The sequence below is a fragment of the Gammaproteobacteria bacterium genome (genome assembly GCA_036381015.1).
Classification (GTDB): domain Bacteria; phylum Pseudomonadota; class Gammaproteobacteria; order Steroidobacterales; family Rariloculaceae; genus ZC4RG20.
The window spans coordinates 1-12,505 of sequence record DASVDR010000001.1 but is presented as its reverse complement, the minus strand read 5'-3'; the positions used below and the strand labels follow the sequence as shown (position 1 = coordinate 12,505).

Here is a 12,505-nt window from a genome sequence, read left to right as displayed (position 1 = left end):
AACGTGTACAGGATCGGTCCCGGCCTGCTGGACGCTGTCGACTGGTTGGCCGGGTCCGGCAGGTTGGCCAAGCCCTTCCGGGAGCTCGGCTTTGCCGTTTGACAGCCGTGATGAGTCTCCGATCGCGGGGCAATCGAAATGCGCATAGACAAAAACAAACGCGGGTTAACGGGCATCATGAGCCTTCGCACCGCGGCTGTGGCCATAGGTGCTGGGGTAACTGTGATCGCCTGCGAATACGATCCGGGATACCGGATAGAGAGCGACGCTGTTTACTACCAGTACGGTACCGGGGAAGTCGAACAAGTTGCCGGCGCCGACCCATCGACTTTCGAGCAGCTCACGTACGAATATGGACGGGACAAGAACGGCATCTACCGGTTAAGCGGTGCCCTGCCCGACGCCTTCATCGGGCAGTACAACCCCGGGCAGCCGAAACCTGATCCCGCGGGCGGAACCATATACAGTGGCGACAGGAGAGGCGCCCTCGTATGCGATTACAGGACGTATCGGGATATCGGTCTGAACCACCAGGTCGATAAACATTGCGCCTATGAGGGCGACATCCGGATTCCTGGAGCCGATCCTCAGACTCTCCAGCCCCTGACAACGATTCTGGCGAAGGACAAAAGCCGGGTTTATGTGTTTGCCGATGTCATACAGGGGGCGGACCCGGAAACGTTCGAGCCCCACTGCAAAGGAAGCCTTGTCGATGGCAAGGACAAGACCGGCCGCTACTGGTTCGAGCATCGCGTGCCTTGTGACTGCGCACCTCATGCCGGCGATGATTTTGCGGCGCCGATTGCCGAGGTGCCGCCGGGCATGGCCCTCCTTGCTGAAACCCCGCCAATCTCCATCGACCTGGAAGCGCTTACCGATCAACCCCGATTCGATTCGATTTTTCACCAGATATCTGCCGGCTACTGGCGGCTCAGCCCAGGGCACCACACGATTCCCCTCAGATGCTGGAATGGCGACCGCAGCGAACCTGTAACAAACGAGTGTGAAGTCCAGGGCTTCCTGTGCAAACCTGGCAACGTGCGCAAGGCCTGAGCGCCCCCTGATCATTCAGGTCAGCTGAACGAGGAAGGCTTCCATGCCTGACGCATTGGTCTGGGTATTTATCGTGCTGTTCGTGCTGATCCCGGTGATCGGGTTTGTCGTGCTATGGCCAATCTACCTCTATAACATCGCGTGGCGAGTATTCAACCAAAAGGAGCCGATTATTCCCGTATACGTGGTCAGCAGCCCGAATGCCATCAACGGGTATACGCTGTACACGCTCCTGGCGGTTACCCTGAAAGGGGTGCCCTCTGGCGCGCTCAACCCGTGCACCGGCCGGCGCCTGAAGAGAAGCTGTTTTTCTGGAATGGTTTTCTGCGATGCGTAAAGGCATGGGTCCTGCCGAATAGATCGAGAGAAAAGAAGCGGAAGACGGCGCGCCGCCCGGTATGAGCAATCAATGACTGACGCCGACATCGGAGTAGACACGCTTGAAGCCAGGTGCGGGCACTGTGGTGATCGACAACCTGCCGTGGACGGGCAGATTGCTGGAGAGGCTCGATGCAGAAAGACAGACGGCGGCGGCCTGCTTTGACTGAAAGCCGGCAGTCGGTGTGGCATTCGTACGGTCATCCCCGGCGGCATGGATAAGAAAAGGCGTTATCCCTTCGTCATCGGGAGCCGGTTCGGCCGCTACTCGGACAATACCCCGCGAGGTCCGGGGTATGCCGTGTTCATGATTGCCATGCTGTTCGCGGTATTCTGGGTGCTCGACGGCACGCTCAGGTCCGGGGCCATCGCAGCCCTCGCTGCAAGCATCTTCTTCGGTATCGTGCTCGCGCCGCACGCGCTCGCGAAGACGAGGAATACGGCCGTCAAGGTGCTGGCGACGGCCGTGATGGGAACGATGGCGCTGGCGGGTCTCCTGGCCGGCCTCGCCCTGCTCTACCTGCTGGTCTTCGTCAGGCCGGGGACCGGTGATGTCCGGTATTTTTTCGCATTCCTGATGGCCGTCCTGGCGCCCGGCTGCCTCTGGTTAGCCTACGGCTATGCCTTCCAGATTCACTACTACTGGAGCCATCCGCCGGATGAGTAGAGCGTCTCTCGACATTATCGCCATGGCACGGGACCCCGCGCCATTCGAGCTGGGCGCCTGACGCGACCGGCCCTGCGGGCGAGCAGGAAGGCGGTCCGCGTGAGGCCACATCCCGAGCAGCACGAGAAGCACGAGCGCTGATTCGGCCGACGGGTCCACCAGCATCACGATCGGAGAGAAGGGCAGGAAGCACACGGCTAGGATCATCACCGCGAGGAAGGGCAGGGTGAGGACTCTCCCGACGAAGTTCATGGCAGAGAGTGTACGCCCGCCGGGGGATGGCATGGGCACGAGCACCGGCTGCCGACGCCGGCCGACGAGTGCTACCTTCTTCCGGCGCGAAAAGCGCGACCTGCACCCGAGTCTGGGGTCAGCATGAGCACGACACACTCGCTGTAGGCTGGGGAAGCTGTCCCGAAGCGTCTCCCCAGCGGCTCGCAGGTCCATCGGAGCCTCAATGGCGGGGCCGGACATGTGTTCTGGCTTTTACGCAAGTCCTCGAGTAGTGCGCCGGCCGCGACGATGAGGTCGCAATCTATCGCAGTTCGGTGTAGGAGGATCCCGGCGATGTGCGCAAAAGTGTGCTTCGCGACGGCTTTGTCGTTGGGCGTCGTTTCGACCGTCTTGGCGCAAGGTCAGGACTGTAACGACCTACCTTCGCACGACGAGCTCCAAACGGCTCTGTCAGCGGCGCAGGCCCGCGATAACGGCGGATTCGGATTGAACATGTGGGGCAGCATCGTGAACCGCGATGGTGTCGTCTGCGCCGTCGCGATGACGGGCTCTGACCGCGGCGATCAATGGCCCGGCAGCCGAGTCATCTCGGCCCAGAAAGCGAACACGGCAAATGCTTTCAGTCTGCCGAACCTCGCGCTCTCGACGGCGAACTTGTGGTTCGCGACACAGTCCGGCCAAAGCCTATTCGGGCTTCAACACAGCAACCCTGTGGACCCGAGCGTCGCTTACGGTCCGAATCCGCAGCAATACGGCACGGCTCAGGACCCGCTCGTCGGCAAATTCGTGGGCGGCGTCAACGTCTTCGGCGGCGGTCTCGCGCTTTATGCACAGGACGGCACCCTGCTCGGAGCAGTCGGTGTGAGCGGCGATTCGTCGTGCGCCGATCACAATATCGCTTGGCGGCTCCGCGACGCGCTCGAGCTCGACAACGTGCCCGGCGGCGTAGCCCCCGACGGCACCGACAACATCATCTACGATCTCGCGCCGGACGAGCACGGTACCCCCGCGGCAAGCAGCCCGAGCGGCTTCGGTCATCCGAAATGCGGAGTCGGCAGCGACGACGCGGAAGACAACGCAGCCGTCGTAGAGGCCTGTCCGATCGGACCGAATCCAACGGGTGCCGACTGCACCTAGGCGGCCCGCACCGGCGGCCATCGCCCGAACCGGGCTCCATCGCCGGGGCCCGGTTCGGGACAGTGCCCCTTCAGGCAACCGCCGCCGTGTCTCCGGCTACCTTCCCACTTCGGGCGCCGGCTCTAGGCTCTACAACGGGAGCCGGCTCCGGCCCGCGGATGCTGCGTACACGGTATTCGCGTTGATCACGAGCTTCTCGGCGAGAAGCCCCGGCAGCTCGTCGCCGGGGCGCAGCGCTCCCGTCTCGGGGTCAACCGGAATGGCGCGCGTGCCACCACGCTGAGATGCGAGCGAACGGTCCGCGGAGGAGCAGGTAGGGCACGAAGGCGAGCAGCAGCGCAACGATGACGGCCTCGCCGGGATAGAACGAGTCGAGAACTGTCAGCTGATAGACGACGTCCATGACGAGACCGAGAAGAATGATTCTGGAAGTGGCGATGACGCCTTCCCGCAACCGAGGGCCGCGCTCCCGCCTATCGACGAGCAGCGTCCAGAAATAGGGCGAACGGCCGGTTCTGGCGTCCTCCATACCGTCGCGCATCGCGACCAACGCGGCCATCGCGGGCTGGAGGATCAAACGGAAGGTCATCGGTCCGCCGGGGCGCTCGCTTAGATCCCGCCAGATCCGTTGCTCGACGTCCGACGAGAAGCCGTACCACAGCGAGCCCGCAACGATGCCCGCGACGATGAGCGCCATCGCCGTCTTCGCGAGGAAGGCCTGATTTCTCGAAGGGGTGTGTGCCACGACGGCGCGATCGGTCTCGACACGAGCCGCAATGTTAAGCTCTTACGAACACGGCCGGCTATTGGACTCTGGTCCAACTTTACCGGCTCTGCCGCCCGGCGCCGGATTCAGTCAGAGGGGCGTCAGGATCACCGTATAGGCGGCGCTGCCGATCGCGAAGGCGAAGAAGCGGCCATCCTTCTCCGCGGGCAACTCCATGACGGCGCTGTTGATGATCACTGCGCCGGAGACGAAAGCGACGGCGGCAGCGGTCACGGTCAACGGCAGCGCAACGAGCACGCCGAGCAACCACCCGGCGAGCGCGGCGGCCGCGAGAACGAGCCGGCCCTTGCCCGCGTAAGCGGCGCCGTGCTCCCGCCGAAATGCGTGATCCGCGGCCACGAGATGAAAAGCGATGGCCACCGCGTAGGTGAGCGTGGAAGCCGTTGTCCCGTCGAGAGTGTGCGAAAGAAGGTAGGCCGCGATCGCCACGTAGCAGCCCCATCCAGCCATGTCGACTCGGAAGGCGGCCTCGCCGCCTTCCGCGCTCTTCGCCCGCACACGCTTGCGAAAGTGCAAGAGCCCATAGAAAGCCAGGAATCCGGTAAGGGCGACGACATAAATCACCATTCCCTCGTAGCGAAGCGTGCGCGACGCCGAAGAGGCGACCGCTTCCCGCGCCTCGGCAAGCTCGGGCATCAGGTGCACGAAGACGTACGCCGTCGAGACTCCCGCCCCGAAGGACGCGATGCTGCGCGGATCGTGGATGACCGCCCGCAACGGGCGAATCTTGTCGCCGAAGAGAAAGGCTGCGCAGAAGAGCAGTGCACCCAGACCGCTCGTCAAGAAGATACCTGTACTTTCAGTCACGTGCTGTCACGCCTTCTCGAGGTGGGCTTCCCGCACCTCGCTGCGGAATCAGTCGAGGCGCGGTGGAGTCGACGATTTCAACAGCCTCCTCGGTCGAGCTTTCGATTGGACCTTCGGCCGACGCCGCGGGCGCACGTACTTGCGCACGCATGTCCGGGCGGAGCATCGCGGCCGTTACAAGCGCGGCGACAGCGAATATATGGACGGCATGATCGAGCACGACGAGACAGAGCCGCGGGGTCATCGCGCATCGGTAATCCGCGCCGGCGGGAAGACCGTGTTCCAGTCGTTCTCGACGCTGACGATCGTCCAGCCTCGTTCGGTCGCCGCGTCGAGCGCCTCGTCGAGGGTCCCGATCGGCGAGTCGCGATCGTAGGCCACCTCGCGTTCGCCGTCGGTATGGTGGACGAGCAGAGCGAATCCCGGCCCTTCGCCCGCGGTCGCCCATTCGAGCATCTCCTGGTCGCCGTCCGAGTTGCCGACCGCCATCAGCGGGCGGCGGCCGATCATCTGCTCGATGCCTACGGGCTTGCCGGGACCGTCGTCGACCAAGTCGACCTCCGGCTCCTTGATCAGCACCGGCGTGCCGTCCCGCGTGTCCAGCTTGAGCTCCGCCCGGCTGCCGATGACCTGCTCGGGGGGAATGCCGTAGGTCCGCTCGGTCCAAGGGCGCATGAACTCGACGCCGCCGCCGGAGACGATGTACGTCTTGAAGCCGTTGGCCCGCAAGTACTCGAGGAGCTCGAGCATCGGCTGATAGACCATCTGGGTATAGAGCCTGCCCGTCCGCGGGTGCCGGGCCGTGGCGATCCAGTCGGTGACGATCTGCTCGAACTCGTCCGTCGTCATCCCGGCGTGCGTCGCGGCGAGAATCTCGACGATCACCTGCTCCCCGCCGGCGAGCGCGTGCTCGACGTCGCCGGCCAGGACCGACTTGAACGGCTCCTGCCAGCTCCACTCCGGGTGCTCGGGCGCAAGCGTCTTGACGCGATCGAGGGCGAACGCGAGCTGCACGTAGATCGGCTGCTCCGACCACAATGTCCCGTCGTTGTCGAAGGTGGCGATGCGCTGGTCGACGGGAACGAAGTCCTCGGAGCCTTCGGTCGTCACGCTCGCGACGAAGTCGAGAATCGCCTCCTTCGTGGGGCCTTCGTTCCAGGAGGGGAGGGCATCGTCCTGCGCGATGCTCGTGGCTGCGAGCATCGGGTAGGTGCACGTCAGCACGACGAGCTGCTTCGAAGCTTTCATTCTCATCGAATGATCTGCTCGATCGGACGTCCTATCACGAAGCTGCTTCGACGCCCGCGCAAGTACGAGCTCGAGGCGTCATAGCGGAGCAGAGTATTCCCCGCGGGGGCCGTCCGGACATCGGCCCAAAGTCCAATTCTCTGGTCGGCAACCCACACGAGATGCCCAGGCGTCACCGGCCGAGGCTGCCATGGTCGATGCGGGCCGTGACGCACGAGCCTTGCGCTTACCCGCAGCGGTTGCAGTTGATCCTTGGTCTCATGCGGCGGTCGGCAGTCAGTCACGGATACGCGAGCGAGGCGGCACCCGAAGGTTCCGAGAGAGCCGGGGAGTAGGACGAAGGTCGCATTGTCCGAGACCGGTGACCATGGCGAACTCCGCCCTTTCGGACAGCACTGTCGCTCGTCGCGACCGCTGCCGGAAAGGAGTGTTTCGGAACGTCGTCAGAAGGGAGAAATCGATGAAGCACCGACCCATGACCCGCATGGGGTCGCCTGTCTCGAGCCGAAGTGCATTGATCGTCGCCGCGGCCGGCACCGCGTTGCTCGCGGCCGGCTCGTTCGCGCAGGAGCAGCAAGGACAGCGGCAGGACCAGCAGCAGGCGCCGCAGGGGCAGCAGCAAGCGCAGCAAGGGCAACCGCAAGCGCAGCAAGGGCAACAGCAGGAGCAGGAAGTCGCGCTTCTCGACGAGCCAGCGTTCGTCGAGGAGACCGAGGAAGCCCGCGCAACCGTCATGGAAGTCGAACCCGAGACGCGGATCGTTTCACTGCGGGCCGACGACGGTGAAGAGTTCACGGTGCAAGCGGGGGACGATGTCGATCTCGCGAATATCGGAGAAGGCGACACTGTCGATGTCGTGTACTACGCGGCTCTCGCGGCCGAGGTCACGACGGCGCCGCCCGGGCGGGAACCCATCGTCATTGCCTCGAGCGAAGCCCCGATCGGCCAGCCCGGAGGTGCCGTCGGTCTGATCTACACGGCGATCGTCACGATCGACGATGTGGATACGGAGAGCAACACGGTGGCCTTCACGAACCCCGAGGGCGAGCCGCGCGAGGTCACCGTGGAGCGCCCCGAGCTGCAGCAATTCCTGGCCGGACTCGAAGAGGGCGACACCGTGCAAGTGACATACGGTGAGGCGCTGGCCGTCTCGCTGACTCCGGCAGAGTGAAAACAGAGGGTTGATCATCATGAACGCGAGATGGATTGCGTTGCCGCTCGTCGGAGTCGCTCTGACGACGGCGCATGCCGCAAAGCCCAAGATCGAATGGGACAAGAGCTACGACTTCTCGGCAGTGAAGACCTTTCAGTGGCGGGACACGGACTCCCCGCTCGCGACCAGCAATCCGCTGATGCATTCCAGGGTGGTCGCGGACATCGAACGCCAGCTCGCGATGGCTGGGCTCATGAAAGCGGAGCAGGACCCGGACGTGTATGTCACGTATCACACATCGACGGAGCAGAATGTCCGCCTCGATTCCGATGCCTGGGGCTATGGCTTCGGCGGCTACGGTACCGGAGCGTGGGGCGCGTGGGGCTACGGATTCAACGGTCCCACTTCGGTGACGACGGACGTCGTCACTTACGATACCGGCACGCTCGTGGTCGACATCTGGGATGCGGATCGGCAGGAGCTGGTCTGGCGCGCTTCCTACTCGAAAGTTTTCTCCGACGACCCGGAGAAGGCCGAGAAACAAGTCGACGCCGCGATCGAGGCCATGGCCGATCGTTGGCAGAAGCTTTCAGACTAGGCAGCGGGTCGGCGAGGCTCGCAGCGCTCGTCATCGTACGGCTTGGGGGCACGCCGGTCGCCCGGTAGCCCCGGCACGCGCTTCTCGCGCCTCCCCTCAAGCGAAGGAAGGCGTGAAGCGGATCAGCATGCTGATGATCGCCACCACGCCGATCAGCAGCAGGAGCAGCGCCGCGATCAGGGTCTGCGAAGCCGGAAAGCGGCTCTCGCCGTGAACCAGTCCGGCCGCGATCATGCTCTCGCGCTCGGCACGCAGGCCCAGCATGAAACGAATGTGATAGAGGATGCCGATTGCCAGCACGGCGATGCCGAGCACCACGAGCGCCATGCCGAAGTTCATGGCCGATTCGGAGCGGGCCAGAATGTTCGCCTCCTGAAGCTTGTGGAACGCTTCGGCTATCGTGAAACCGAAGCTGATCAGCGCCAGAGATGTGCGGATGACGGCCATCAGCGTGCGATCGGCCGCCATGCGAGTGCGCTGAAACGACATGCCGGTGCGCCGCGAGGCGAGGTCCACGGAAGGGTCCTGCAAGGAGTCGTTCCCGGTAATCGTGCGTTTCATCATGGACCAGCTCCTTATCCCGCGGGGCCGCGTCTCGAACGATTCGGCGGGCTCCTCGGATGTCTTCACCGCCAGCTCAGGGGTTGTACTGAAACCGCAGAAGCACGATGTCGGCATCGCCGGCGCCGTGCAGCCTCGAGTGCACGTAGTTCAGCATCATTCGGCTCTCGGAGTTGAGATACCAGTTGAGCCCGAGGGTAACGTCGCGCATCGTTCCTCCCGAGATCGAAGCATCAGTCAGGTCGACGGTCGAGTAACGTGCGGTGACTTCTACGGCGCCGAGTCGAGCGTTCGATCGAAACGGGTTGCCGCCCCGATAGACGACGTTGGGCGTGGCCCGGTCAAACGTACCTTCGGCACGGTCGTAGGCACGCTGCTCTCCAGTCAGGAATCGTCCGACCTCCAGATAGCCGCCCGTGAACTGCGGATCGCCGGCGGCCGGAGCGTCCACGGCGGCCCTTATCCATTCGCTTTGCAGCCAGTAGCTGCCCCTTACGACGGCCAATTCGACACCGAGCAGTCTCGCCCTGTCGGACGCGATACGGCCCGTGTCGGCGTAGACCGGAGCAGAGCGTGCTTCCGGCCGAGCTTGGTACTGAATGTCGTCGTCCGTCGGCCGACGATTGCTGACGCTGAGGCCGACGTGGACGAAGCCGTTGCCATCATCGAAGAGCAGGGGTAAGCCGGTCACGCGCCCGGTGAGCGTCAGCTCGGAGTTGTTCGGATTGTCCGCGGTGCTCCCGCCGTCGGTCGTCAGCGAAGCCGACCACGTCAGCCGATCATTGTTCTCGGGGTGGCGCAACATGAAGCCGACGTTGCGACCGGGTGCGAACGTGTCCGCGGGCAATCCCCTTTCCAGGAATCCGGCATAGTTCGAGCTGGTCATCCGGCCGATGCTGAATGGCTCCTGGAACTTGCCGATCCGCCAACGAAAGTGGTCCGAGACCCAGTTGTTGAGCCGGGCGCCGTCGACGTAGGCATGCTTGAGGCCGGCGTCCTCGCCGACGTCGAACTCGACCCAGAAGTCCATCGCGCGAAGCAGTCGGCCCTTCGCGAACACCCGGGCGCGCCGCAGCCTCAGGCCATTGTCGATCGATCCCCGGACGTTCTCGATGGCATCGGCCTCTACGCCGTAGGTGGCATCGAGCTGCGTGCGGACGCCGATCCGGAAACGGAAGATTCCATCGCGGAGGTCCCAGCTCGTGATATCGCGGAACGCCGCACGAAAGCGGCTCCATCGGGCGCCTGCAGAGTCATCGTTCGCCGCGACGGCTTCGGCTTGCTCGAGTCGAGCTCGCTCCGCCTCGAGCTCGCGGATTTCGAGCGTCAACGCGCGCCTCCGATCGAGCTCGGCCGGAGTCATTCTCCTGTCGCCGATGTCGACATCCAGCTCCTCGAGGTCGCGCCGCCGGAAGTCGATCTCACGGGAGAGCTCGGCATGCGTGCGTATCCTGGGCGCCGCGTCCGATGAGGCCTCCTCCCGCCCCGTGCGATCTTCCTGAGCCGAGCCTTCGCGCGGGGTCGTGCAGGCCCACGCCCACATTCCGAGTACGATGATCCACGCGCGCGAGCGGAGCGACGAAGCCGCACGTCGGATCAGGGCGGTCGGGCGAGCCGCCACCGCATCGACCGCTACCAACGGAAGCCGAAGTTTACCGGCACGAACTCGAGGTCACGGGCGTCAGTCTCGATTCGGTGGTATTTCGCCTCCACGAAGAACTGGCCGTCTCCTGCCTCGAGGTTGTACCCAATGCCGGCCCAATTCTGGGGCCAGAACAGCGCTCCGCCGCTCAAAGTGAAGTCGTCGTCGAGGACGTCGTTGGTGTCGCTCTGTGCGAATGCCCAGCCGCCCGAGAACTCCGGGAACCAGCTCCGCTCCGTCTCGCTCGGACGGCCGCCCGCGAATGCGGATGAGCCGATCAGCGCCAAGCTCGAAGCGACGGCGACAGCGTGGTGTGGAAACCGAGGAGTAGGACCTGACATGGCAATCCTCCTTGCACCCGCGGATGGACGGTCGAAAGGTCAGTCACCGGTCGAGTCCGAAGGTCCGCGCCCGCTCGGCCCAGATGAACGCGAAGGCCCCGTACTCGCTTCGACTCAGTCTTTCGTCATCGTTCACATCGAGCTCTTCGAAAAGGCTGTGGAGCGAGCGGCAGCGTTCGCTCTCGGTCCACACGATGTGCTCGTCACGATTCGTGTCGAAGGCCTCGAAGGGCGGTTGCTGAAAGGACTCGAGCTCCCCGCGGCAGACTTCCTCGACGCTTTGTGCGCCGAGTGGAGCCGATAACGTCGACGTCAGCAGAGCGACGGCCCTGGACGCCGCGTAAGCCCAGCGCCGAATCGAGTACGGCCTAGCAGAAGCATCGATGTCACGATGAATCATCGCAGTGCATCTCCAGCCGTGCGCTCGCTTGGCAAACGTGACCCTCCGTCGCCATGCCTTTCGAACGTCCCGTCAGGCCGGTTGCCGAAAGAGCCTATGGAGATCTCGACACGCACCGGAAGCCGATGTTGCACGTTGCCGTGTCGATCATCTGCGGATATCGCGCGGCGGGCCGATAGCGCCGGCAGTAATTCGGTGCGCAGAGAAACGATCCTCCCTTCAACACCTTGCGAGGGATGTGCACCTTCGGCATGCAGGCATCGTAGCTGTGCTCCATCGACGGTCCACGCGGGTTCTGCGGAACACAGCAGGACTTCGTCGGGTGAGGTTTCTTGTGTCGGTCGCGGTACCAGTCCGTCGTCCATTCCCAAACGTTTCCCGCCATCTCGTAGAGGCCGTAGCCGTTCGGCGGAAAGGACTTCACCGGGGCAATGCCTTCGAACCCGTCGGCAGCGAGGTTCTGCCACGGAAACTCGCCTTGCCACGTATTCGCGAGATGTCGTCCTTCAGGAGTGAGCTCGTCTCCCCAGACGAACTCCGCACCTTCGAGTCCGCCCCGGGCCGCAAGCTCCCATTCCGCCTCGGTCGGCAGCGCTTTGCCGGCCCATCGGGCGTAGGCTTCCGCGTCCTCGAAGGCGACTTGGACGACGGGGCAATCGTCCAAGTCGCTAATCGAGCTTCCCGGGCCTTGCGGAGAGCGCCAGCAGGCGCCGGGCACGTAAGCCCACCAGTTGCGAAAGTCACGCAGATCCACGGGCCCGCGGCGCTTGCGAAATACGAGCCCGCCGGGAACCAGCATGCTCGGATCGGCGCCGGGATACTGTCTGGGGTCGAGCGGGCGCTCGGCGACGGTCACGTAGCCCGTGGAGGCCACGAAGCGAGCGAACTCGGCGTTCGTGACGGCCGTCTCATCCATCCAGAACCCCGACACCATCACGTGATGCGCCGGGGCCTCCTCCGGATAGTGACGGTCGGAGCCCATGAGGAACGTGCGGCCGGGCACCCAGACCATGCCCTGACGTTCGCCGATGCCGACCGTGGGATCGTGGGCCGGGGCTCCGATTTCATCGTCGGGAAGAACGAAATCGATGGACCGTGCCATAAGCGTTCCTCGATGAAACCGACGTGTCCGCCGCCGACCACGCGCGAGCTAGTTGCTCGCGACCATCGCGGCCTCCATCTTCTCGACGGCCTGATCGATCGTGAACGTCGCCGCTCTCTGCCGCGGCGGGAATTCCTTGAACGTCGCGAGAAACTCCGTGACGATCGATTGAGCCGCCAGCACGATGAAGTCGTTGTTGAGGAGCCAGTCGTAGTATGTGTTCGACGTGACGTCCGCGCGCTCGAAGGGATCCGTGCGCAGGTTGTAGAGCTTCGGTAGACGCAACGGAACGAACGGCTCGGCCCAGAGGCCGAGCGTCCCTTGAAGCCGCTGCTCCATGAACACGACCTTCCAGTTGTCGAAGCGCAGCGCCACGATGTCGCCGTCGTCGCTGAAG

At 64.0% G+C, this 12,505-nt stretch carries 15 protein-coding genes; 6 read left to right on the top strand and 9 right to left on the bottom strand.

Features of this window, described 5'->3' with window-relative positions:
- Positions 1-138: 138 nt before the first annotated feature.
- The 4 genes from VF329_00075 to VF329_00060 all read left to right on the top strand — a co-directional run bounded on the left by VF329_00075 (position 139) and on the right by VF329_00060 (position 3,469).
- A complete protein-coding gene (locus VF329_00075; GenBank protein ID HEX7079396.1) occupies positions 139-1,053 on the top strand; it encodes a DKNYY domain-containing protein in 915 nt (304 codons plus the stop codon).
- 43 nt (positions 1,054-1,096) lie between these two features.
- Positions 1,097-1,390 (top strand): hypothetical protein, encoded by a 294-nt coding sequence (locus tag VF329_00070; protein HEX7079395.1) that lies wholly within the window; start codon positions 1,097-1,099, stop codon positions 1,388-1,390.
- Between the two features lie 255 nt (positions 1,391-1,645).
- Positions 1,646-2,098, top strand: coding sequence for a hypothetical protein (locus tag VF329_00065; protein HEX7079394.1), 453 nt, complete (start codon positions 1,646-1,648; stop codon positions 2,096-2,098).
- A 567-nt stretch (positions 2,099-2,665) separates the two neighbouring features.
- A complete protein-coding gene (locus tag VF329_00060) occupies positions 2,666-3,469 on the top strand; it encodes a heme-binding protein (GenBank protein HEX7079393.1) in 804 nt (267 codons plus the stop codon).
- 250 nt (positions 3,470-3,719) lie between these two features.
- Here the strand turns inward: VF329_00060 and VF329_00055 are convergent, their stop codons facing one another.
- The 3 genes from VF329_00055 to VF329_00045 form a co-directional block, all read right to left on the bottom strand.
- Positions 3,720-4,166 carry a hypothetical protein gene (locus VF329_00055; protein ID HEX7079392.1) on the bottom strand — a complete coding sequence of 149 codons (447 nt, stop codon included), beginning with the start codon at positions 4,164-4,166 and terminating at the stop codon, positions 3,720-3,722.
- A 159-nt stretch (positions 4,167-4,325) separates the two neighbouring features.
- The gene (locus tag VF329_00050) at positions 4,326-5,063 is read right to left on the bottom strand and encodes a hypothetical protein (GenBank protein HEX7079391.1); all 738 of its coding nucleotides are present in this window, start codon (positions 5,061-5,063) and stop codon (positions 4,326-4,328) included.
- Between the two features lie 240 nt (positions 5,064-5,303).
- Positions 5,304-6,311 carry an HAD family hydrolase gene (locus VF329_00045; GenBank protein HEX7079390.1) on the bottom strand — a complete coding sequence of 336 codons (1,008 nt, stop codon included), beginning with the start codon at positions 6,309-6,311 and terminating at the stop codon, positions 5,304-5,306.
- A gap of 460 nt (positions 6,312-6,771) precedes the next feature.
- On the opposite strand from VF329_00045, the gene VF329_00040 reads away from it, so the two are divergent.
- Both VF329_00040 and VF329_00035 read left to right on the top strand, forming a co-directional pair.
- Positions 6,772-7,482, top strand: a complete 711-nt coding sequence (locus tag VF329_00040) for a hypothetical protein (GenBank protein HEX7079389.1) — start codon at positions 6,772-6,774, stop codon at positions 7,480-7,482.
- Positions 7,483-7,501: 19 nt separating this feature from the next.
- The gene (locus VF329_00035) at positions 7,502-8,062 is read left to right on the top strand and encodes a DUF4136 domain-containing protein (protein ID HEX7079388.1); all 561 of its coding nucleotides are present in this window, start codon (positions 7,502-7,504) and stop codon (positions 8,060-8,062) included.
- A gap of 96 nt (positions 8,063-8,158) precedes the next feature.
- Here the strand turns inward: VF329_00035 and VF329_00030 are convergent, their stop codons facing one another.
- The 6 genes from VF329_00030 to VF329_00005 all read right to left on the bottom strand — a co-directional run.
- Positions 8,159-8,578, bottom strand: a complete 420-nt coding sequence (locus VF329_00030) for a DUF202 domain-containing protein (protein HEX7079387.1) — start codon at positions 8,576-8,578, stop codon at positions 8,159-8,161.
- 121 nt (positions 8,579-8,699) lie between these two features.
- Complete coding sequence (locus VF329_00025) at positions 8,700-10,166, bottom strand: porin (GenBank protein HEX7079386.1); 1,467 nt, start codon at positions 10,164-10,166, stop codon at positions 8,700-8,702.
- Positions 10,167-10,255: 89 nt separating this feature from the next.
- The gene (locus VF329_00020) at positions 10,256-10,606 is read right to left on the bottom strand and encodes a hypothetical protein (protein ID HEX7079385.1); all 351 of its coding nucleotides are present in this window, start codon (positions 10,604-10,606) and stop codon (positions 10,256-10,258) included.
- A gap of 43 nt (positions 10,607-10,649) precedes the next feature.
- Complete coding sequence (locus VF329_00015) at positions 10,650-11,006, bottom strand: hypothetical protein (protein ID HEX7079384.1); 357 nt, start codon at positions 11,004-11,006, stop codon at positions 10,650-10,652.
- Positions 11,007-11,100: 94 nt separating this feature from the next.
- Positions 11,101-12,018, bottom strand: coding sequence for a formylglycine-generating enzyme family protein (locus tag VF329_00010; GenBank protein ID HEX7079383.1), 918 nt, complete (start codon positions 12,016-12,018; stop codon positions 11,101-11,103).
- Between the two features lie 138 nt (positions 12,019-12,156).
- A partial coding sequence (locus VF329_00005) for an arylsulfatase (GenBank protein ID HEX7079382.1) occupies positions 12,157-12,505 on the bottom strand: 349 nt, incomplete at its 5' end.

What these genes read in the sequence shown, in the direction of transcription:
- VF329_00035 (HEX7079388.1), top strand. Translation starts at nt 7,502, where the DNA reads ATGAACGCGAGATGGATTGCGTTGCCGCTCGTCGGAGTCGCTCTGACG.
- VF329_00015 (HEX7079384.1), bottom strand. Translation starts at nt 11,006, where the DNA reads ATGATTCATCGTGACATCGATGCTTCTGCTAGGCCGTACTCGATTCGG.
- VF329_00045 (HEX7079390.1), bottom strand. Translation starts at nt 6,311, where the DNA reads ATGAAAGCTTCGAAGCAGCTCGTCGTGCTGACGTGCACCTACCCGATG.
- VF329_00070 (HEX7079395.1), top strand. Translation starts at nt 1,097, where the DNA reads ATGCCTGACGCATTGGTCTGGGTATTTATCGTGCTGTTCGTGCTGATC.
- VF329_00040 (HEX7079389.1), top strand. Translation starts at nt 6,772, where the DNA reads ATGAAGCACCGACCCATGACCCGCATGGGGTCGCCTGTCTCGAGCCGA.
- VF329_00055 (HEX7079392.1), bottom strand. Translation starts at nt 4,166, where the DNA reads ATGGCGCTCATCGTCGCGGGCATCGTTGCGGGCTCGCTGTGGTACGGC.
- VF329_00025 (HEX7079386.1), bottom strand. Translation starts at nt 10,166, where the DNA reads ATGTGGGCGTGGGCCTGCACGACCCCGCGCGAAGGCTCGGCTCAGGAA.
- VF329_00010 (HEX7079383.1), bottom strand. Translation starts at nt 12,018, where the DNA reads ATGGTCTGGGTGCCCGGCCGCACGTTCCTCATGGGCTCCGACCGTCAC.
- VF329_00060 (HEX7079393.1), top strand. Translation starts at nt 2,666, where the DNA reads ATGTGCGCAAAAGTGTGCTTCGCGACGGCTTTGTCGTTGGGCGTCGTT.
- VF329_00065 (HEX7079394.1), top strand. Translation starts at nt 1,646, where the DNA reads ATGGATAAGAAAAGGCGTTATCCCTTCGTCATCGGGAGCCGGTTCGGC.
- VF329_00020 (HEX7079385.1), bottom strand. Translation starts at nt 10,606, where the DNA reads ATGTCAGGTCCTACTCCTCGGTTTCCACACCACGCTGTCGCCGTCGCT.
- VF329_00075 (HEX7079396.1), top strand. Translation starts at nt 139, where the DNA reads ATGCGCATAGACAAAAACAAACGCGGGTTAACGGGCATCATGAGCCTT.